This is a genomic window from Arthrobacter sp. SIMBA_036 (assembly GCF_046535135.1).
Taxonomy (GTDB): Bacteria; Actinomycetota; Actinomycetes; order Actinomycetales; family Micrococcaceae; genus Arthrobacter.
The window spans coordinates 215,615-236,211 of record NZ_JAWRXG010000002.1 but is presented as its reverse complement, the minus strand read 5'-3'; the positions used below and the strand labels follow the sequence as shown (position 1 = coordinate 236,211).

General features: G+C 63.5%; 21 protein-coding genes. 13 read left to right on the top strand and 8 right to left on the bottom strand.

The window, feature by feature from the left end; genetic code table 11:
- Positions 1-185: 185 nt before the first annotated feature.
- Positions 186-1,613 (top strand): amino acid permease, encoded by a 1,428-nt coding sequence (locus SB659_RS03815; protein WP_410549676.1) that lies wholly within the window; start codon positions 186-188, stop codon positions 1,611-1,613.
- Complete coding sequence (locus tag SB659_RS03810; RefSeq protein WP_410549534.1) at positions 1,613-3,319, top strand: flavin monoamine oxidase family protein; 1,707 nt, start codon at positions 1,613-1,615, stop codon at positions 3,317-3,319. Before SB659_RS03815 ends, SB659_RS03810 begins: the two co-directional genes overlap by 1 nt.
- Before the next feature lie 103 nt (positions 3,320-3,422).
- Here the strand turns inward: SB659_RS03810 and SB659_RS03805 are convergent, their stop codons facing one another.
- The 3 genes from SB659_RS03805 to purU form a co-directional block, all read right to left on the bottom strand.
- Positions 3,423-3,944 (bottom strand): gamma carbonic anhydrase family protein, encoded by a 522-nt coding sequence (locus SB659_RS03805; RefSeq protein ID WP_284977632.1) that lies wholly within the window; start codon positions 3,942-3,944, stop codon positions 3,423-3,425.
- A gap of 72 nt (positions 3,945-4,016) precedes the next feature.
- Entirely contained in the window at positions 4,017-4,616 is a 600-nt protein-coding gene (locus tag SB659_RS03800) for a class I SAM-dependent methyltransferase (RefSeq protein ID WP_410549533.1), read from the bottom strand.
- A 45-nt stretch (positions 4,617-4,661) separates the two neighbouring features.
- Complete coding sequence (gene purU, locus SB659_RS03795; protein ID WP_284977634.1) at positions 4,662-5,513, bottom strand: formyltetrahydrofolate deformylase; 852 nt, start codon at positions 5,511-5,513, stop codon at positions 4,662-4,664.
- 238 nt (positions 5,514-5,751) lie between these two features.
- On the opposite strand from purU, the gene glyA reads away from it, so the two are divergent.
- The 10 genes from glyA (at position 5,752) to SB659_RS03745 (ending at position 14,764) form a co-directional block, all read left to right on the top strand.
- A complete protein-coding gene (glyA, locus tag SB659_RS03790; RefSeq protein ID WP_284977635.1) occupies positions 5,752-7,047 on the top strand; it encodes a serine hydroxymethyltransferase in 1,296 nt (431 codons plus the stop codon).
- Positions 7,048-7,075: 28 nt separating this feature from the next.
- The gene (locus SB659_RS03785) at positions 7,076-7,969 is read left to right on the top strand and encodes a bifunctional methylenetetrahydrofolate dehydrogenase/methenyltetrahydrofolate cyclohydrolase (protein ID WP_284974326.1); all 894 of its coding nucleotides are present in this window, start codon (positions 7,076-7,078) and stop codon (positions 7,967-7,969) included.
- 119 nt (positions 7,970-8,088) lie between these two features.
- Complete coding sequence (locus tag SB659_RS03780; protein ID WP_410549532.1) at positions 8,089-9,273, top strand: sensor histidine kinase; 1,185 nt, start codon at positions 8,089-8,091, stop codon at positions 9,271-9,273.
- Complete coding sequence (locus tag SB659_RS03775; protein WP_284974328.1) at positions 9,270-9,935, top strand: response regulator transcription factor; 666 nt, start codon at positions 9,270-9,272, stop codon at positions 9,933-9,935. Before SB659_RS03780 ends, SB659_RS03775 begins: the two co-directional genes overlap by 4 nt.
- Before the next feature lie 167 nt (positions 9,936-10,102).
- Positions 10,103-10,459, top strand: coding sequence for an SHOCT domain-containing protein (locus SB659_RS03770; protein WP_410549531.1), 357 nt, complete (start codon positions 10,103-10,105; stop codon positions 10,457-10,459).
- Positions 10,460-10,521: 62 nt separating this feature from the next.
- Complete coding sequence (locus SB659_RS03765; protein ID WP_284977639.1) at positions 10,522-11,085, top strand: hypothetical protein; 564 nt, start codon at positions 10,522-10,524, stop codon at positions 11,083-11,085.
- Positions 11,086-11,095: 10 nt separating this feature from the next.
- Complete coding sequence (locus SB659_RS03760; RefSeq protein ID WP_410549530.1) at positions 11,096-11,929, top strand: exodeoxyribonuclease III; 834 nt, start codon at positions 11,096-11,098, stop codon at positions 11,927-11,929.
- Positions 11,930-11,948: 19 nt separating this feature from the next.
- On the top strand, positions 11,949-13,070 hold the full coding sequence (gene trpS, locus SB659_RS03755; RefSeq protein ID WP_410549529.1) for a tryptophan--tRNA ligase: 1,122 nt from the start codon (positions 11,949-11,951) through the stop codon (positions 13,068-13,070).
- Positions 13,071-13,074: 4 nt separating this feature from the next.
- On the top strand, positions 13,075-13,707 hold the full coding sequence (locus tag SB659_RS03750; protein ID WP_410549528.1) for a 2'-5' RNA ligase family protein: 633 nt from the start codon (positions 13,075-13,077) through the stop codon (positions 13,705-13,707).
- On the top strand, positions 13,679-14,764 hold the full coding sequence (locus SB659_RS03745) for a YihY/virulence factor BrkB family protein (protein ID WP_410549527.1): 1,086 nt from the start codon (positions 13,679-13,681) through the stop codon (positions 14,762-14,764). The genes SB659_RS03750 and SB659_RS03745 overlap by 29 nt, the downstream gene beginning before the upstream one ends.
- Positions 14,765-14,767: 3 nt before the next feature.
- Here the strand turns inward: SB659_RS03745 and SB659_RS03740 are convergent, their stop codons facing one another.
- The 5 genes from SB659_RS03740 to sdhC all read right to left on the bottom strand — a co-directional run bounded on the left by SB659_RS03740 (position 14,768) and on the right by sdhC (position 19,210).
- Entirely contained in the window at positions 14,768-15,544 is a 777-nt protein-coding gene (locus SB659_RS03740) for an alpha/beta hydrolase (protein ID WP_410549526.1), read from the bottom strand.
- 126 nt (positions 15,545-15,670) lie between these two features.
- Positions 15,671-16,453 carry a succinate dehydrogenase iron-sulfur subunit gene (locus tag SB659_RS03735; RefSeq protein ID WP_284974336.1) on the bottom strand — a complete coding sequence of 261 codons (783 nt, stop codon included), beginning with the start codon at positions 16,451-16,453 and terminating at the stop codon, positions 15,671-15,673.
- Entirely contained in the window at positions 16,453-18,252 is a 1,800-nt protein-coding gene (sdhA, locus tag SB659_RS03730; RefSeq protein ID WP_284977645.1) for a succinate dehydrogenase flavoprotein subunit, read from the bottom strand. Before sdhA ends, SB659_RS03735 begins: the two co-directional genes overlap by 1 nt.
- 98 nt (positions 18,253-18,350) lie before the next feature.
- Entirely contained in the window at positions 18,351-18,827 is a 477-nt protein-coding gene (locus tag SB659_RS03725; protein ID WP_284974338.1) for a succinate dehydrogenase hydrophobic membrane anchor subunit, read from the bottom strand.
- A gap of 2 nt (positions 18,828-18,829) precedes the next feature.
- Positions 18,830-19,210 (bottom strand): succinate dehydrogenase, cytochrome b556 subunit, encoded by a 381-nt coding sequence (gene sdhC / locus SB659_RS03720; protein WP_284974339.1) that lies wholly within the window; start codon positions 19,208-19,210, stop codon positions 18,830-18,832.
- Positions 19,211-19,461: 251 nt separating this feature from the next.
- Here sdhC and SB659_RS03715 point away from each other — a divergent pair, with 251 nt between their 5' ends.
- Positions 19,462-20,595 carry a mannose-1-phosphate guanylyltransferase gene (locus tag SB659_RS03715; RefSeq protein ID WP_410549525.1) on the top strand — a complete coding sequence of 378 codons (1,134 nt, stop codon included), beginning with the start codon at positions 19,462-19,464 and terminating at the stop codon, positions 20,593-20,595.
- The last annotated feature ends 2 nt before the right edge of the window (positions 20,596-20,597 follow it).

Genomic DNA, 20,597 nt, shown 5'->3' with positions numbered 1-20,597 from the left:
TATAGGTCATTTTGCACCACATTGAGAGGTGGCTCACATGCCAGTCTTGTGGAGGGGAAATCGGAAACTACTTTGAAGGGACGTCAAAGGTGACTGTGCCTGTGAACACCCAGAACGCACTTACTGACAGCGTGGCAAGGCCCCGTCTGGGCACCCAATTGCTGCGCCGCAAACCTATCGGCCAAATGGTCAACGAAGCCGGCAGCGGTGAGGGCGGGACGCCCTTGGTTCGCAGCTTCGGTGTCCTCCAACTGACCATGATCAGCGTTGGTGCGACTCTCGGCACCGGCATCCTGGTCATCCTTGGCGAGTCCGTGCCGCTGGCTGGCCCGGCCATCTGGATCTCGTTTGTCGTGGCAGGCCTGGCCGCATTGCTCTCTGCTGTTTCGTACGCGGAGATGGCAGGCCTGGTGCCCGTTGCCGGTTCCAGCTACTCCTACTCGTACGCCACCATGGGCGAGGGCATGGCCTGGATCTGTGGCTGGTGCCTGGTGCTGGAGTACGCAGTGTCCGTGGCCGCCGTCGCGGTGGGCGCGGGGCAATACGTCAACGAAGCGCTTTCGGCTTTCGGCCTGGTACTGCCCGACGCCGTTAGCCAGCCACCGGGCGACGGCGGCCTGGTGAACGTCCCGGCTATGGTGATCGTGGTCTTCGCCATGATCCTGCTGGTGCGCGGCGCCCGCGAAAGTGCCTGGATTAACACCACCATCGTCATCATCAAGATCGGCATCCTGCTGTTCTTCTGCGTCGTGGCCTTCAGTGCCTTCAACGCGGGCAACTTCGAACCGCTGATGCCGATGGGCGCAGCCGGTGTATCTGCTGCCGCTTCCAGGGTCTTCTTCTCCTACATCGGCTTCGATGCCGCCTCCACTGCAGGTGAGGAAGCCAAGAACCCCAAGCGGGATTTGCCCCGAGCCATCCTTCTTTCCATGGTGATCGTGACCAGCATCTACGTTCTGGTTGCGGTCGCAGCCATCGGTGCCCGCCCCTGGGGCTGGTTCGACGGCACCGAGGCTGCGTTGGTCCAGATCCTGGACGAGATTACGCACCAGCCGTGGATCGCCTTGGTGTTCTCCGTGGGCGCTGTCCTAGCGATCGCCAGCATCGTCCTCACGGTGCTCTACGGCCAGACGCGCATCCTTCTGTCCATGTCCCGCGATGGCCTGGTGCCCAAGGTCTTTGGCCGGATCTCTCCGCGCACCGGCACCCCTGTGGCCGGAACGCTGATAGTAGGCACCGCCGTCGCCCTCACTGCGGGCCTGGTCCCGCTGGGTGCCCTCGCCGATGCCACCAGTATCGGTACCCTTTTCGCCTTCGCCTTGGTGAACGTCGCGGTCATCTACCTTCGCCGCAACCGCCCTGATCTTGAGCGGCCGTTCCGTGTTCCGCTGTACCCGATCGCACCTGTGCTGGGCACCCTAATGTGCGCCTACTTGATGGCGAACCTCGGTGCGGACACCTGGGTGGTCTTTGGTTGCTGGATGCTTGTGGGGATAGCCATCTACTTCGGCTATGGACGCCGGAATTCCAAGGTAGCCGCGCTCAGCGAGCAGGACTACCGTGAAATGACAACCAGGGCCGTGAGCCCGGAACGTGTGAAAGCAGCAAACTGATGACCATCGCCACCGAACTTCCGCTCTCCGACGCCGATGCTTCCGCGGCGGAGGCCGAGCGGGGGCCCATCACTATGCTGAACCCGGACTTCCCGTTCAGCTATGACCATTACCTGGCCCACCCCGCGGGCCTGGGCACCGTACCCGAGGACTTGTACGGCACCGAAGTCGCCATCGTTGGCGCCGGGCTTTCCGGACTGGTCACCGCCTACGAACTCATGAAGCTGGGCCTCAAGCCCGTTATCTACGAGGCCGACCAGATCGGCGGCCGCCTGCGGACTGCGAGCTTCCCCTCAGCCCCGGGCGTCGTGGCGGATCTTGGTGGGATGCGCTTCCCCGTCTCCGGCAAAGCGTTCTACCACTATGTGAACCTGCTCGGGTTGGACACCAATGATTTCCCCAACCCCATGGCCCCGGCCACGTCCAGTACCGTGATCGAACTCGCCGGCAAGAAGCACTACGCCACCACAGCGGATGAACTCCCGGAATTCTTCCGCGAAGTCGCTGATGCGTGGAAGGCGGCCGTCAATGACGGGGCTGCCTTCGCTGAGATGCAGGAGGCCATCCGGGCCCGCGACACCGCCCGGATCAAGGAAATCTGGAACGAACTGCTTCCCCGCATGGACGAGCAGACGTTTTACGGTTTCATCGCTGCGAGCAAGTCTTTCAAGGAGGCCGGCTTCGCGCACCGGGAGGCGTTCGGTCAGGTGGGATTCGGAACCGGTGGCTGGGACACTGACTTCCCCAACTCCATCCTCGAAATCCTCCGCGTTGTTTACACCGACGCCGATGACCAACACCGCTCGATCGTCGGAGGAGCACAAAGGCTCCCCGAGGCACTGTGGAACCACGCGCCGTCGGACCTTAAGTACTGGCCGCAAGGCACGTCCCTGGCATCCCTGCACTCCGGATCCCCGCGTGGAGCAGTTTCCAACCTCCGCCGCGCGGAAAACGGGGACCTCCTGGTCCGCGAGAGCTGGGGGCGGGAGGCAACCTACCCTGCAGTGGTGACCACCTGCCAGTCATGGTTGCTGTCCACGAGGATCCACACCGAGGAGGCGCTGTTCCCGGCTGAGCTGTGGACCGCGATCGAGCGCTCGCACTACATGCAGTCGTCAAAGACCTTCGTGATGGTGGACCGGCCGTTTTGGAAGGACATCGACCCGGAGACGGGCCGCGAAATCTTGTCCATGACGCTCACCGACCGCCTCAACCGGGCCACGTACCTGCTCGACGACGGCCCCGACAAGCCCGCCGTCATCCTCCTGTCCTACACGTGGAACGACGACGCCTTGAAGTGGCTCGCCCTCACGGCCGAAGAGCGGGTCAAGCTCATGCTGCACTCCCTGGAGCAGATCTACCCTGGAGTGGACATCGCCAGCCACATCATTGGCCAGCCCATCACGGTGTCGTGGGAGGCTGATCCCAACTTCATGGGAGCCTTCAAGGCCAACCTGCCGGGGCACTACCGCTACCAGCAGCGACTGTTCACGCACTTCAAGCAGGACCAGCTTCCGGAGAGCCAGCGCGGCGTCTTCCTCGCCGGGGATGACGTGTCCTTCACTGCCGGCTGGGCGGAAGGCGCTGTAACCACGGGGCTGAACGCTGTGTGGGGCGTGGTGAACCACCTGGGCGGTTCCTCGGTTGATGGCAACCCGGGTCCGGGCGAGCTTCTGGATGAGCTCGGCCCTATCTCCCTGGACTAATCTTCCTGGACTAATTTCCCTGGACCAATCTCCCGCGTTGCCAGGCCCGCTCTGCACCCTAAAACCCTTGGTAAGTGCGCAGAGCGGGCCTGGCAATCGTCGTTTAAGCCCCGTGCATCGCCCTGTGCGCGGCAGCGAGTTCCTTGTAGTGGGCCGCGTTGCGCTTGACGCCGTCGAACTCTTCGTCGGTCAGTTCGCGCCGCACTTTGGCCGGGACCCCGGCGACGAGCGATCGGGGGGGAATAACCGTGCCCTCCAGGACAACGGCGCCGGCGGCAATAAGGGAACCGGCGCCGATCACGGCACCGTTAAGGATGGTTGCGCTCATTCCGATGAGGCAGTCGTCCTCCACAGTGCAGCCATGGACGACGGCGCTGTGCCCCACCGACACGCGCTCGCCCACCGTGCAGGGGAATCCGGGATCGGCGTGAAGGACCACGTTGTCCTGCAGGTTCGATCCCGCTCCAACCTTGATGGCCGCGGTATCAGCCCGGACGGAGACGCCGTAGAAGGCGCTGGAATCCCGGGCCAGCGTGGCCTTTCCGATGATCGAGGCGGTGGGTGCAACAAATGCGGATTCGTGGATGTCCGGGGTTTCCCCGGCAAATGTGTAAGAGGGAGCCATAGGCCCAGCTTATTTCCCAACTAGGGAACAGCAAACGTCGCTACGAGCGCTCAGAGGGGCGTTATCTGTCCCCTAGTTAGGTGTGGGGGTGCGGAAGATCAGGAACTGGTAGTGCCGCCCTGTGTTGTCGGCGCCGGGGCCTGACTCCGCGCCAGCATCCTCCGGCCACGTCCGGAAGCGTTCAACTGTGCCGTGCTCCCCAAAGAGCCGATTGACGGTTGGGTCGCTGCGGTGGCTGAGGAAGCGACGGGGTTCTTCGAGGTCCACGAGGTTCAGTGTTTCGTCATCGTCACCTGACCAAAGCCCGACGGCGATTGGCGCGCCAGGCGCCGTTACGCGCACGAGCTGGCTGACGACGTCGTGAATCCTGCTGTTGGGCACGTGCGCGAGGGTGTCCATGGCCCAAGCGGCTGAAAACGAACCGTCAACGAACGGCAGGTCCTGGCCGCGCGCAACCGAAGCGTTGAGCCCGGCGCCCCGGGCCAGCCGAACGCTGTCGTCGGAGCGGTCCACACCGCAGTAATGCATGCCGGCGCGGACGAAGGCCAAACCCTCAAGGCCCGCACCGCAGCCCAACTCAAGCACGGATCGCCGGTGCTCGGATTTCAGCAGCCGGATGAACCATTCCCGGCACTCCACCCGCTCCGGCGTCAACGATTGGACCGGTCGCATAGTTACAGCTTAGTTCGGGGGACGGCAGCGGGGCCGGGTGAGGGGTTAGTTGAACACGACCGTCCGGGTGCCATCGAGCAGCACGCGGTGTTCGGCGTGCCACTGCACGGCTTGGGCCAAGGTTCGGCCCTCCACGTCCCGGCCCATCTGAACGAACTGGGCGGGCGTCCGGGCGTGGTCAACACGGATGACTTCCTGCTCGATGATGGGACCTTCATCCAAGTCCGCCGTCACGTAGTGGGCGGTGGCGCCGATGATTTTCACGCCGCGGGCATGGGCCTGGTGATACGGCTTGGCTCCCTTGAACGAGGGCAGGAAGGAGTGGTGGATGTTGATGGCCCGGCCGTTCAGTTCGGTGCAGAGATCGTTGGAGAGGACCTGCATGTACCGGGCAAGGACGGTCAGTTCGACGTCGTTCTGGGCGATCAGCTTCAGCAGCTCTGCCTCCGCCTGTGGCTTGGTTTCCGGCGTGACCGGGATGTGGTGGAAGGGGATGCCGTAGAAGTCGGCGAGTTCCTCAAGGTCCCGGTGGTTGGAGACGATGGCCGGGATCTCGATGGGCAGGGTTCCTGTGCGCTGGGCGAACAGGAGGTCATTGAGGCAGTGGGCATCCTTGGAGCACAGGATGATGGTGCGGACCTTCCGGCCTACCGGGTTGACCTGCCAGGTCATGCCGAACGACTCCGCGACGGGCTGCAGGGCCGCCGTCAGCTCCGCTTCGGTTGACGACGTCGTTGCCTCCACCCGCATGAAGAAGTTACCCGTGCTTGGGCTGCCGTACTGCTGGGAGTCGGTGATGTTGCAACCGGCGCCAAGGAGGGCTCCGGCTACCGCATGGACGATGCCGGGACGGTCGGGGCAGGACAGTGTTACAACAAAAGCGGTGGAGTCAGTCACGCCGACAAGCCTACCCGTGCTGCCTTGTTGTACTGTTAACGGGTCGCAACTGGCGTTGGGTGGACTACCACCAGGGAGCGGCAATCATGAAGACCACGGATCGTACGCCTGGGCCGAGGGTCATGTCTTACCGCCGCACATAAACGTGACCGATTCCGCCGTCATCAACGCGACTCGGGAATGCAGCTGCCGGTAGCCTGACCTGTAGCACTACCCGTTGCCTAGCCAGGAGATCTCCGTGACTACCACAACCACTTCCGCGTCTGTCAGTAACCAGTCGCTCGCCGATCTCGATCCCGAGATCGCAGCAGTCCTCAACCAGGAACTCGGCCGCCAGCGCGGCACCCTGGAAATGATTGCGTCCGAAAACTTCGCACCCCGCGCTGTCATGGAGGCACAGGGCTCCGTCCTGACCAACAAGTACGCCGAGGGCTACCCGGGCCGCCGCTACTACGGCGGTTGTGAATACGTCGACGTCGCTGAGCAGCTCGCCATCGACCGCGTCAAGGAACTGTTCGACGCCGAGTACGCCAACGTCCAGCCGCACTCCGGTGCACAGGCTAACGCGGCAGCCCTGTCCGCCATGATCACCCCGGGCGACAAGATCCTTGGCCTGTCCCTGGCCCACGGTGGCCACCTGACACACGGCATGAAGCTCAACTTCTCCGGCAAGCTCTACAACGTAGCGGCCTACCAGGTTGAAGAAGACACCTTCCGCATCGACATGGACAAGCTCCGCGAACAGGCCATTGCCGAGAAGCCGCAGGTCATCATCGCCGGTTGGTCCGCGTACCCGCGCCACCTCGACTTCGCCGCTTTCCGTTCCATCGCCGACGAAGTTGGCGCACTCCTGTGGACGGACATGGCGCACTTCGCCGGCCTTGTTGCAGCAGGCCTGCACCCGAGCCCGGTGCCGCACTCCGACGTCGTTACCTCCACGGTCCACAAGACCCTCGCCGGTCCGCGTTCCGGCGTGATCCTCGCTAAGCAGGAATGGGCCAAGAAGCTCAACTCCAACGTCTTCCCGGGCCAGCAGGGCGGGCCGCTGATGCACGTCATCGCAGCCAAGGCCGTTGCCTTCAAGATCGCCGGCAGCGAAGAATTCAAGGAGCGCCAGGAGCGTGTGCTTGAGGGTGCCAAGATCATCGCCGACCGCCTGAACCAGTCCGACGTCGCCGAAGCGGGCGTCTCGGTCCTCACCGGCGGCACCGACGTTCACCTGGTCCTGGTTGACCTGCGTAACTCGCAGTTGGACGGCCAGCAGGCCGAAGACCTCCTGCACTCCGTGGGCATCACCGTGAACCGCAACGCCGTTCCGTTCGACCCCCGCCCGCCGATGGTCACCTCCGGCCTCCGCATCGGTACCCCGGCCTTGGCCACCCGCGGATTCGGCGCCGCCGAGTTCACCGAGGTTGCCGAGATCATCGCCACCGCCCTGAAGGCAGGCTCCGCCACGGATGTCGAAGCCCTCCAGGCCCGCGTGGACAGGCTCGCCGCGGACTTCCCGCTGTACCCGCAGCACGAGCAGTGGTAACGGGTTACCACCAGAAAGAGCAGATGGAATGACACAATCCACCGCACAGGTCCTCGATGGCAAGGCCACCGCCGCAGCCATCAAAGCAGAACTGACCACTCGCGTCTCCGCACTGGCGGCCAAGGGAATCGTTCCTGGCCTGGGCACCATCCTGGTGGGCTCGGACCCGGGCAGCACTTGGTACGTCGGAGGCAAGCACAAGGATTGCGCTGAGGTTGGCATCCAGTCAATTCGCAGGGACCTGCCCGAGGACATCAGCCAGGAAGACCTCCTGAAAGTTGTCCGCGAGCTCAACGAGAACCCGGAATGCACCGGGTACATCGTCCAACTTCCGTTGCCAAAGCACATCGACCAGGACGTCATCCTGGAGGCCATGGACCCTGACAAGGACGCCGATGGCCTGCACCCGATGAACCTTGGCCGGTTGGTGGCCAACGTCAATGGTGAGATGAAGTCCCCGCTTCCCTGCACGCCGAAGGGCTGTGTGGAGTTGCTGCGCCGCCACAACATCGAGCTCAAGGGCAAGCGGGTCCTGGTGGTTGGCCGTGGAGTGACCATTGGCCGTCCGATCGGGCTTCTGTTGACCCGCAAGGAAGTCAACGCAACGGTCATCCTTGCCCACACCGGAACGGTGGACCTGCCCGCAGAACTCAGGCAGGCCGACGTCGTCATCGCGGCCGCAGGTGTGCCGCACATGATCAAGGCTGAAGACCTCAAGCCGGGTGCGATCGTGCTCGACGTCGGCGTCAGCCGTGTGGACGACGGCAACGGCAAGGCTGTGGTCACCGGAGACGTGGACCCGGCCGCGGCCGACGTCGCCGCCTGGCTGTCCCCGAACCCGGGCGGTGTTGGCCCGATGACCCGAGCCATGCTGCTCGCCAATGTGGTGGAGAGCGCCGAGCGCCAAGCCGGCATCGCGTAACAACAGCATGGCTTAAGAACAGAGGGCTTAACAAAAGCAGGGCGCCTACTCCCCACGGAGTAGGCGCCCTGCTCCGTTAACCTGACGACGCCCGGACCACCCGCAGCTAGGCTCGGTGTATGCAGCCGAGTTTTCCTGCGCCTCCGCGCGCAGCTGAGCCCCGGAGATATCGCCGTTTCGCGGGTCCGCCCACCAGCTTCATCGTGATCACGGTGGCGGTCATCCAAGTGGTGGGAACACTGATCTCCGCGCGCCATCAGGACTCGGCCCGGCCCCTCGACATCGCCGCGATGCTGCTGCTCCTGGCCGGCCCCGCCGCTTTGGCTTTCCGCCGGCGTGCACCGCTTGCCATGTTCCCCGTTGCCTTCGTGGCCACGGCGAGCTACCTCGCCCTGGGCTACGCCTGGGGTCCGATCGCGTTATCCCTGGCCCTGTCCATCGTCCTCACCGCTGCCGCGGGCCTGCGGTGGCAAGCGTGGCTCGGCGCGGGGATCGCTGCGGGGGCCGTCGTCGTAGGCGCGGCGGTGAGCGGCGATCCGAACTGGCCCCTGCGTGCCTCCGCAGGTGTGGCCTGGGCTGCCATCCTGGTGCTGCTGGGGCAAGCATTCCGGCGACGCGGCGAACGGTTCGCTGAGTACCGACGACGGCGGGAGGCGGCACAGAAAGCGGAACGGGACGAGTACCGGCTCACCCTTGCCCGGGACATCCATGACGTCGTAGCCCACTCCCTCTCCATGATCAATGTGCAGGCATCCGTGGCGTTGCACGTCGGCGCGGACGATCCCGAGAAACTCCGCCCTGCGTTGGAAGCCATCAAAGCAGCCAGCAAGGAGTCCCTGACCGAAGTCCGGCAACTCCTCGGCGTGCTGCGCGAAGACGCACCGTTGGTCCCCGCGGCCAAACCCACGTTGGCCGGACTACCGGCGCTGGCCAAGAACGCAGAGTTGGGCGGCCTGCGGGTCACGCTGCAGGACAACTCGGACCATCAGCTCATCGGCCCCGCCCAGCAGGAAGCCGCGTACAGGATCATCCAGGAAGCCCTGACCAACGTCGGCAGGCACTCAGGTGCCAGCTCCGCCGTCGTGCGTCTTGGCCAGACCGGTAGTGGCCCGACCGCCGGGGCGCTGACGGTGACCGTCGACGACGACGGCGGCGGCATGCGTGGAGCGCTCCCGGGCAATGGTTTGACGGGAATGAAGGAGAGGGCAGGCGCCATGGGCGGTACCCTCACTGTGCGTGAATTGCAGCCCGGCTTGCGGGTGGAAGCGGCCCTCCCGATACACCTCGAAGGGAACCGCCCGTGATCCGCATCCTACTTGCCGACGACCAAACCCTCATCCGGGCGGGTTTTCGCGCGCTCCTGGATGCTGAGCAGGACATGGAGGTGGTGGGGGAGGCAGGAACAGGGGCCGACGCCGTTCGCCTCGCCGCCCGCGAGCAACCAGACGTGGTCCTCATGGACATCCGCATGCCCGGCGGGGACGGCCTGAACGCCACCCGCGAGATCCTGGCCAACCCGCTGTTGGCGGGCACGCGGATCATTATTCTCACCACGTTCGAGCTGGATGAGTACATTTCCGAGGCCGTGCGGGCTGGCGCGGCGGGCTTCCTGGTCAAAGACACCGAACCCGCGGAATTGATCCGGGCCGTCAGGGTGGTCCACGACGGCGACGCCCTGCTTTCGCCCTCGGTGACACGGCGAATCATGGCGCAGTTGGCCTCACAAAGCCGTGCCGCGGGCAAGGCGATCCCCTTGGACCAAGTCACAGACCGCGAACGGGAAGTCCTGGCCTTGGTGGGCGAGGGGCTGAACAATGCCGAAATCGCGGAGCGGCTGTTCATTACACCACTCACAGCCAAGACCCACGTTTCGCGCATCATGACCAAGCTCATGGTCCGGGACCGTTCACAACTGGTGGTCCTCGCTTACGAATCCGGGCTGGTGCGGCCGGGTTGGAGCAGCTAGGCGTTTGGAGCAGCCAGGCGGTGTAGGGAGACTACCGCCGGAGTAGCGGTGACACCCCAAGTGCCTCCCGACGGCGGACGCCGCCCCAGTCGCCGCCGGGAAGACTCGAACCAGAGCCGAAAGCCGGCTCGCGCCGGGCACCGGCGGCAAGAGTTTGGATCACTGACATGTTCACCGCACTGGCATCAATAGCAGGGCAGGCAATAAGCACAGGGCAGGCATCAATTGCAGGGCAGGCAAGCACCGTAAGTGGTGCGCTGGCGCAGATGCAGGATGCCGCCGTCGTCCACGGCCCGTGGGGAGGCGGACCCGCTTGGCCGTTCTTCCTCCTGTTCCCGCTGTTCTGGATCCTCGTGATCGGCACGCTCATTTTCGTGGGACGCAGGACATGGCGGCGGAACCACCACTGGGCGGCAACACAGGGCGCCGAAAGCGTGTTGCGTGAGCGCTACGCACGCGGCGAAATCGATGAGACCGAGTTTCGGCAACGGTTGGAGGTCCTGCGCTCGCAGCCGGGGAAATAGCTCCATGTTCGCCGTGCGTGGAAGGGGCCCGGCAGCCATTTCGAGTTTGCGACAATTGAGGTATGCAATCTCTTGGTGACTCGCGCCCGTCCACGTCCGCTGCCGGCAAAGGCATGTTCAAGGGCTTCCGAATTGGCGGCTTGGGCATGACTGTTTTGCTGATCGCTTTCGTGGTGGCAGTGATTTTCGCTGCCAACAAGAACGACGTCGTGGGCTGGGTTGTGGCGGTTGTTGCCTTCGGCTGGCTGGTTTTGGCCACGTTCGTGGTGCTCAGCATCCGCACGGCCGCTAAGCGCGCCGGTGCCAAGTTGACCGAGGCGCACAATGCGTTCACGGCGGCGACCGGCCGCGCGTCGTCGGGCGTTGCAGACAACGGCGGAACTCGGGTGGTAGCCGAGCGGAGCCACAATGACGATGTCAGGGACCTGAAGCTGGACCATTCGTTCAAAATCGTCCAGGTCCAGGTGCGGGTGGTGGAGCAGGAACGCGCCAAGGGCGACGCCGCCGACCAGGACACCATCAACCGGGCGCTGGAAACCATAGCCATCACGGCCACCAATGCCCGGGACATGATGAAGACGGGCGACCCCTCGGACGAGCCCGTGGCCGGAACCATCATCGACTAGAGTAGAGCGGGTGAGCACGGCATTGAAGAAGGATTTCCTTCGCATCGCATCGGTCAACGTCAACGGCCTTCGGGCTGCCTACAGGAACGGCATGGCGGAATGGCTGGAGCCTCGCGAGGTAGACATCCTCTGCTTGCAGGAAGTCCGTGCTCCTGATTACATCGTGAGGTCGTTGCTCGGGGATGGCTGGCACATCCTCCACACCGAGGCTGAGGCAAAAGGCCGTGCAGGGGTGGCCATCGCTTCCCGCGAAGAACCCACTGCCACCCGGATCGGGATCGGCGACCCCTACTTCGATACCTCCGGACGCTGGGTGGAAGCGGATTACATCGTTAGGAACACCGCGGGGGAGTCCAGCACCCTTTCCGTTGTGAGCGCCTATGTGCACTCCGGGGAAGCAGGAACTCCCAAGCAGGAGGACAAGTTCCGTTTCCTGGACGCCATGACCACGCGGCTTCCGGAACTCGCGAAGCACAGCGACCACGCCTTGGTGGTTGGCGACCTCAACGTCGGACACACCGAGCTCGACATCAAGAACTGGAAGGGCAACGTCAAGCGTGCCGGCTTCCTCCCGGAGGAGCGCGCCTACTTTGACCGCTTCTTCGGCGAAGAAATCGGATGGAGGGATGTTCACAGGGGCCTGGCAGGTAATGTCGCCGGCCCCTACACCTGGTGGTCCCAGCGCGGAAAAGCCTTTGACACTGACACAGGCTGGCGCATCGACTACCACATGGCCACACCGGATTTCGCGGCAGCCGCCTTCTCGGCTGTAGTGGACCGGGCGCCGTCGTGGGACACCCGCTTCTCTGACCACGCACCGCTGGTAGTGGACTACCAGCTCTAAGCTTCCGAAAGTATCCTCCATGACTAGTTCCACTACGACTGAAACCGGCTCGGGCGTCACTGCAACGGCCGTCCAGGCAGCGGCGTCCAGCAAACCAGCCGCCGGAGCCAAGCACCGCGTCCTGTCCGGCATGCAGCCTTCCGCCGACTCCCTGCACCTTGGCAACTACCTTGGCGCCTTGGTCAACTGGGTCCGGATGCAGGACGAGTACGATGCCGTTTTCTTCATTCCGGACCTGCACGCCATCACGGTTCCGCAAGACCCGGCTGAGCTGGCCCGGCGCACACGTGTCACTGCCGCCCAATACATCGCCGGCGGCGTGGACGTGGACAAGTGCACCTTGTTCGTCCAGTCCCAGGTCCCCGAGCATGCCCAACTTGCCTGGGTGCTGAATTGCATCACCGGAATGGGCGAAGCCGCCCGGATGACCCAGTTCAAGGACAAAGCCCAGAAGCAGGGATCGGACCAGGCAAGCGTGGGCTTGTTCACCTACCCCATCCTGCAGGCCGCTGACATCCTCCTGTACCAGCCCCACGGAGTTCCGGTGGGCGAAGACCAGCGGCAGCACGTTGAATTGAGCCGGGATCTCGCGCAGCGCTTCAACAGCCGGTTCGGGGAGACATTCCAAGTCCCCGAGGCCTTCATCCAGAAGGAATCGGCCAAGATCTACGATCTGCAGAACCCCACGGCCAAGATGTCGAAGTCCGCGGAATCGCCGGCCGGGCTGATCAACCTTTTGGATGATCCCAAAACGGTCGCCAAGCGCATCAAGTCGGCAGTGACCGATACCGAAACGGAGATCCGTTACGACCGCGAGAACAAGCCGGGCGTGTCCAACCTGCTGAGCATTTATTCGGCGATCAGCGGCACGCCAGTGCAGAAAATCGTGGCTGACTACCAGGGAAAAATGTACGGGCACCTCAAGGTGGACTTGGCGGAGCTGGTCTCGGGGCACCTTGCACCGATCAGGGAACGCGCCAACGAGCTTCTCGCGGATCCGGCAGAACTTGACCGTCTCTTGGCCCACGGGGCGGACAAGGCACGGGAAATTGCATCCGCCACCCTCGCGGACGTCTACTCGCGGGTCGGGTTCCTTCCCTACCGTGGAATTGCTTCAAACGGCGAACAGGGAGTCCGCTAACTCCATGTGCGCAGCTGGCCAGCTCAACGTCCGGACCGACACCCGCAGGGGTGCCGGTCCGGACAATGCGCGGCAGACCGCCGTCGCCCGTGTCGACTGCGGTGCCGGCGACACCATGTGCGTGGGAGTGATCCTTGGCTTCCCGGCGGACGTGGCCCGCGAACTCCGGGAATGGCGGGCCTCGTTTGGCGATCCCATGGCCGAGGTCATTCCTGCCCACATCACGTTGATCACCACAACCCCCACCCAGGACTGGACCGCCACCATCGAGCACGTCCGGGAGGTTGCCCGCTGCCAGGAGCCTTTCACCGTCACCATTTCGGGCACCGGATCATTCCGGCCCGTTTCACCAGTGGTGTTTGTCAATGTCGAAGAAGGCTTCGAGGAGTGCGTGAAATTGCACGAGAAGCTCCAAAGCGGTCCTCTCGAACGGAGCCTTCCGTTTCCATACCACCCCCACGTCACGGTCGCTCACGATGTCGGGCAGGAAAGCCTCGATGAGGCCGAGACGGTGCTCCGTGATTACCGCGCCACCTTTCCGGTGGTTAGCATGGGACTTTACGAGCACGACAGCAACGGAATTTGGCAGCTACGGGAAGAGCTCGACTTTGGCGGCGATACTGACCAAGAACGGTAAGCGGAACCCGGCGAAAGAGACGGACGGTCCGCCACTTCCAACTGAGCGGGCGCAACTGAAACTTGAGTTCCTGCGCAAGAGGCAAGACTGGGGCCAAGCGAAACTTGCCGGCGATGCGTTGCCTAAGAAGGCCGGCGTGTTCGTCGCTTTGGTCCTTGCGAAGCTGAACACCAACCGTGCAATGCGCTCGTTCCAGCAGTACACCCGCCAGCATGGACCCCTGTTGAGCGCCGGTATCGGTTTCACCATGTTCTTCTCGGTGACAGGCCTGCTGACTACAGGGTTCGCCATCACCGGGATCGTCCTCGGTGGTGATCCGGTGCTCGAAGGCGCCGTGATCAACAGCGTCGCAGCTGCGGCGCCCGGCCTGCTGGCGGTCAACGGCGGAAAAGGCTTAGTGGATCCGCAATCGCTGCTCAATCCGGCCGGGCTTGGCTGGACCGCAGTGATCGCCGCCGTCGTCACTGTCTTCACCTCCCTGGGCTGGATTGCCAGCGTCCGGGAGGGCCTGCGCGCCGTGACAGAGGCCGGACCCCTGCAACGTAATCCCATCCTCCAAAAACTCATCGACGCAGGAACCCTCCTACTCCTCGGAGTGCTCCTGGTGGTCAGCTCAGGGGCGTCACTGGTCTTCGGCACCGCGGCGGACTGGGTCATCAGTCTTCTGCCATTGGACGAGGCCGTGTCTGCGCCCCTTGCCGCTGTGGTCAACATCGTGGTTCCGCTCTTGCTGAACTGCACGACGGCGGCGGTGCTGTTCCGCGTCGCAGCGGGGCTGGCGTTGGGTCGCCGGGCGTTCCTCGAAGGAGTGGTCTTCGCCGGGGTGGGAACCACCATACTGCAGCTTTTCAGCACCGAACTCCTGGCGCGTGCCGGTCACAACCCGGTCCTCGCCTCGTTCGCCATCATCATAGGTTTGCTGATCTGGTTCAACCTGGTCAGCCAGGTCTACCTCGTCTCTGCCTCGTGGTCCGCTATCCGGGAGGCCGACGACGAGTCAGGCACCACCCAGCGAACCAAAATCCTTGGCGCGCGGCGGGTCACGCCCCACACGTAGGAGCTAGACGCTTTCCGGGAGTTCCAGATACGGGTCTGCCCACGCGCTGATGATCCGGGCAACCCGAGCAGCTTGGCCCTTGCCCGTGAGCAAATGTTCGCTGCCTTCCAAGGAGATGAAGCTCCGGGGGTGCCTCGCGGTGCGGAAGATCTCGCTGGCGTTGTCGATCCCCACCGTGTTGTCGGTGGGGGAGTGCATCACCATCAGAGGCTTGTGGAGAGTCCGGATGCAGTCCCGCAGATCGGCCTTTTCCACGTCCTCGACAAAGTGGCGGCGGACTTCCATGGGGCGGCCGCCCAGATCCACTACCGCGCTGCCGTCGCGAAGGATGGCGTCTATTTCGGTGTCGAACATGTGCTCGACGTGCTTGGGCTCATAGGGCGCGCCCACTGTCACCACAGCATTCAGGCCCGGGACGTCGCGGGCAGCGGCGAGCACTGCTGCCCCTCCAAACGAATGTCCCACCAGCAGGCTGATCCTGCGGCCCTGTTCCTGCATGTACGCCGCAGCCAAGATGGTGTCTGCAACCTTTACGCTGAACGATCCCTCAGACCACTCCCCGCCGGAGCCTCCCAGCCCCAGGTTGTCAAAGCGCAGCATGCCGATGCCTTGCTCGGCCAACCCTTTGCAGATGCGTGAGGCAGCGGGGCTGTCCTTACCGAGGGTCAGGCCGTGCGAGTACACGCCCCAGCCCCGCAGGGGACCCTCAGGAACGTCCACGACGCCGGCCAGCACATCGCCGGTACTTCCAACGAAGCTGATCTTCTCAGGGCGCGACACGCTATTCTCCTCGGTTTGGGCTGCCTTGTTGCGAACTCCCTAGGGGAGTCCGGATTAACGACGTCGGCGCCGTCACCAGCAATGGTGAGCGGCGCCGTCGTCGTGCTGTTCTTTAGTGCGGTCCAGCTAGATCTTGCGGGACAGGATTGCCTGCTTGACCTCGGCAATGGCCTTGGTCACCTGGATGCCACGCGGGCATGCTTCGGAGCAGTTGAAGGTGGTGCGGCAACGCCACACGCCTTCCTTGTCGTTCAGGATCTCAAGGCGCATGTCGCCGGCGTCGTCACGGGAATCGAAGATGAAGCGGTGGGCGTTCACAATCGCTGCCGGGCCGAAGTACTGACCGTCGGTCCAGAAGACCGGGCAGGACGAGGTGCAGGCTGCACACAGGATGCACTTGGTGGTGTCATCGAAGCGTTCACGGTCCTCAACGGACTGCAGGCGCTCCTTGGTGGGTTCGTGGCCCTTGTTGATCAGGAACGGCATGACCTCACGGAAGGACTGGAAGAACGGCTCCATGTCCACGATCAGGTCCTTCTCCACAGGGAGGCCCTTGATCGGTTCCACCGTGATGGGCTTGGACGTGTCCAGGTCCTTCAGGAGGGTCTTGCAGGCGAGGCGGTTGCGGCCATTAATGCGCATGGCATCGGACCCGCACACGCCGTGGGCGCAGGAGCGGCGGAAGGAAACGCTGCCGTCAATCTCCCACTTGACCTTGTGAAGGGCATCCAGCACACGGTCCGTACCGTACATGGTCAGCTTGTAATCATCCCAGCGTGCCTCTTCCGAGATTTCCGGATCGTAGCGGCGGACGCGGAGGGTGATGTGGAAGGTGGGGATTTCACCGTCGCCGGCGACGCTTGCCGGGAGCTCGATCTTGGATGCGGGCTCTGCCATTTCGGTCGTCATTAGTACTTACGCTCCATCGGCTCGTAACGGGTGAAGATGACGGGCTTGGTCTCAAGACGGATGCCCGCAACCGATTCCGCCGAGGAAGCGGCGGTGACGGAAGTGTCAAGGTATGCCATGGAGTGCTTCATGAAGTTTTCATCATCGCGTTCCGGGAAGTCCTCGCGGTAGTGTCCACCGCGTGATTCTTCGCGGTGCAGGGCACCGACGGTCATGACCTTGGCCATGTCCAGGAGGAAGCCCAATTCCACTGCTTCCAGGAGGTCAAGGTTGAAGCGCTTGCCCTTGTCCTGGACAGTGACGTTCTTGTAGCGCTCCTCGAAGGACGCGATATCCCGAAGGACCTGCTCCAAGGACTCCTTGGTACGGAACACCTGCATATTGGCGTCCATGGTCTCCTGCAGTTCCTTACGGATCTGGGCGACGCGTTCGGTTCCGGTGCCGGTCAACAAACCGTCCAGGATGCTGCGGGTCATCGCTTCGGGGTCCGCCGGCAGCTCCACGTAGTCAGCCGTCTTGGAGTACTCCGCGGCGGCAATGCCGGCACGCTTGCCGAACACGTTGATGTCCAGGAGCGAGTTGGTGCCCAGGCGGTTGGAGCCGTGCACGGATACGCAGGCAACTTCACCGGCAGCGTAGAGGCCCGGAACGATCGTGTCGTTGTCCTGCAGCACCTCGGTGGTGATGTTGGTGGGGATGCCGCCCATGGCGTAGTGCGCCGTGGGGAATACCGGGACCGGGTCCGTGAACGGTTCCACGCCGAGGTAGGTGCGGGCGAACTCGGTGATGTCCGGAAGTTTGGCCTCGATGTGCGCCGGCTCAAGGTGGGTCAGGTCCAGGAGGACGTAGTCCTTGTTCGGGCCACAGCCGCGGCCTTCACGGACTTCATTGGCCATGGCGCGGGCCACGATGTCGCGGGGAGCCAAGTCTTTGATGGTGGGGGCGTAACGCTCCATGAAGCGCTCACCCTCCGAGTTACGCAGGATGGCACCTTCACCGCGCGCACCCTCGGTGAGGAGGATGCCCAAGCCGGCAAGACCGGTCGGGTGGAACTGGAAGAACTCCATGTCCTCCAACGGGATGCCGCGGCGGAACGCGATGCCCATGCCGTCACCGGTAAGGGTGTGGGCGTTGGACGTGGTCTTGAAGACCTTGCCGGCACCACCTGAAGCGAACACCACGGACTTGGCCTGGAACACGTGCAGTTCGCCTGATGCGAGGTCGTAGGAGACGACGCCGGCAACGCGCTTCTGCTTGTAGGGGGTCCCGTCCTCGCGAACGGCGTCCTCTTCGACGATCAGCAGGTCAAGGACGTAGTACTCGTTATAGAACTCAACGTTGTGCTTGACGCAGTTTTGATAGAGGGTCTGCAGGATCATGTGGCCGGTACGGTCTGCGGCGTAGCATGCCCGGCGGACGGGGGCCTTGCCGTGGTCACGGGTGTGGCCACCAAAGCGGCGCTGGTCGATCCGGCCTTCGGGCGTGCGGTTGAACGGCAAACCCATCTTCTCCAGGTCCAGCACGGCGTCGATGGCTTCCTTCGCCATGACCTCGGCTGCGTCCTGGTCAACCAGGTAGTCGCCTCCCTTGATGGTGTCAAAGGTGTGCCATTCCCAGTTGTCTTCTTCGACGTTGGCCAGCGCTGCACACATGCCACCCTGTGCCGCACCGGTGTGCGAGCGGGTGGGGTAGAGCTTGGTCAGTACCGCTGTGCGTGCACGCTGACCGGACTCGATCGCGGCGCGCATGCCGGCGCCACCTGCACCGACAATGACGACGTCGTACTTATGGACCTGCATACCAGATGCTCTCTCTTTCAAAAATTCAGATGGTCGGCGGAGGCTGCTCCGCTACTTCAGGCGTGGCCAGCCGCAGCGGAAAGCCGCGGCGCGGTCCGCTAAGGCGCCGGGCAGAAACCGCCGGGCAGCTGAACGCCGTTGACGACCGGGCACGGGTTGAAGGTGAAGATCACCAACGTGCCCAGGATGATGATGACGAAGGCTGCGGCGTAGAGGACACCCTTGAGCCAGAAGCGGGTGGCGTCCCTTTCGGCGTAGTCGTTGATGATCGTGCGGACGCCGTTGGTGCCGTGCAGCATGGCAAGCCACAGCATGGCGAGGTCCCAGAACTGCCAGAACGGATCGGCCCACTTACCTGCAACGAAGCCGAAGTCGATCGCGTGGATGCCCTGGCCCACCATGAGGTTCACGAACAGGTGACCGAAGATGAGCACTACCAGGACGACCCCGGAGAGGCGCATGAAGAGCCAGGCGATCATCTCGAAGTTGCCGCGGCTGTGACCACTGCGGTTGTACTTCGGGGCGATCTTCCCTGAGCCGATTTTTCCACTGCGTGGGGATTCGATGGTGGTCATGGTCAGTGGCCTCCCAGTGCCAGGGACAGGTGGCGGACGGCGAATGCGCCGAAGACGACCACCCAAAGAATAAGCACGGTCCACAGCATCTGCCGCTGGTACTTGGCGCCCTTCTTCCAGAAGTCGATGGCGATGACGCGCAGGCCGTTGAAAGCGTGGAAGACAATCGCAGCGACCAAGCCTGTTTCACCAATGGCCATCAGGGGGTTCTTGTAGGCGCCAATCACGGCCGTGTAGGCCTCAGGGGACACGCGCACCAATGAGGTGTCCAGCACATGGACCAACAAGAAGAAAAAGATCACTACACCGGTAATTCGGTGTCCAACCCAGGACCACATGCCTTCACGGCCGCGGTACAAGGTGCCAGCTGGTTTTGTCGGCACTGATTAAACCTTCCTGCAACACAGCGGCGCTGGCATGGGATCCACGCGGGGAAACGCCTGCTGCGAGAGCACTCGTAGCTCACGCCTAAATCTAGGCTTCGCTAACAGCTTATTCAATTTAGGCCCTACTTCGCTCGTTCATGGTTCAACCACTCCGCAGTGTTCTAGGCAGTTTTGGTCATTCCCTGAGACGAACGCCACATGTGTCGCGTTCTGCGGGGCTTGCCGGTGCTGTCGGATAAAGTGTTGCGGTGAGTACAGACGACGCGAAAATCCAGGAATCGCCCTTGGGCCGCTTCCACGCCGTGATTCCGGCGGGTGGTGTGGGGACCCGGCTATGGCCTCTCTCGCGTGCCGCTGCCCCTAAGTTCCTGCATGACCTGACAGGTTCCGGCAGCACCTTGCTGAGGGCCACCTACGACCGCCTCGAACCGCTCGCTGGTTCCCGCGTGCTCGTGGTGACCGGGGAAGCCCACCGTGCAGCAGTGTGCCGCCAGCTCCCGGAAGTAGGCGAGGACGAGATGGTTCTCGAAAGCGAACCCAAGGACTCGGGCGCCGCGATCGGACTTGCTGCTGCGATCTTGCACCGCCGTGATCCGGAAACAATCATGGGCTCCTTTGCCGCGGACCAGGTCATCAGTCCCGACGACCTCTTCCAAGAGGCCGTTCGCGAGGCGATCTACACGGCCGCCACCGGCAAGATCGTCACCATCGGTATCAAGCCGACGCACCCCTCCACCGGCTTCGGATACATCCGCTCCGGGGCGGCACTCAACATCGACGGCGCCCCTAACGCCATGGCTGTGGCGGAATTCGTGGAGAAGCCCAGCCAGGAAGTTGCCAACAAGTACGTCGAGGCCGGCGACTACGTTTGGAATGCAGGGATGTTCGTTGCGCCCGTGGCGCTCATGCTGCGGCACCTGGAGGCCAACCAACCCGAGCTCTTCGCGGGTCTGCAGGAAATCGCGGAGGCATGGGACACTCCCCGGCGCGCCGAGGTTACGTCCCGTATTTGGCCCACCCTGCCCAAGATTGCCATCGACTACGCAGTGGCCGAGCCCGCAGCGGAAGCCGGCGACGTCGCCGTCGTGCCCGGTACCTTCCGTTGGGACGACGTCGGCGACTTTGCCGCCATTGGTCGCCTGAACAACGCGGGCGACGTCGACGAGGTCACCGTTCTCGGTGAAGGCGCCCGCGTGTTCGCGGAAAACGCCAGCGGCGTGGTGGTTTCCGATACCAAGCGCGTTATTGCCCTTATCGGTATCAAGGACGTCGTCATCGTGGATACTCCGGACGCACTCCTGGTGACCACCAAGGAGCACGCGCAGCTGGTCAAGGGCACGGTGGACGCGCTCAAAGCCAGCGGCGATACGGACGTGCTCTGACG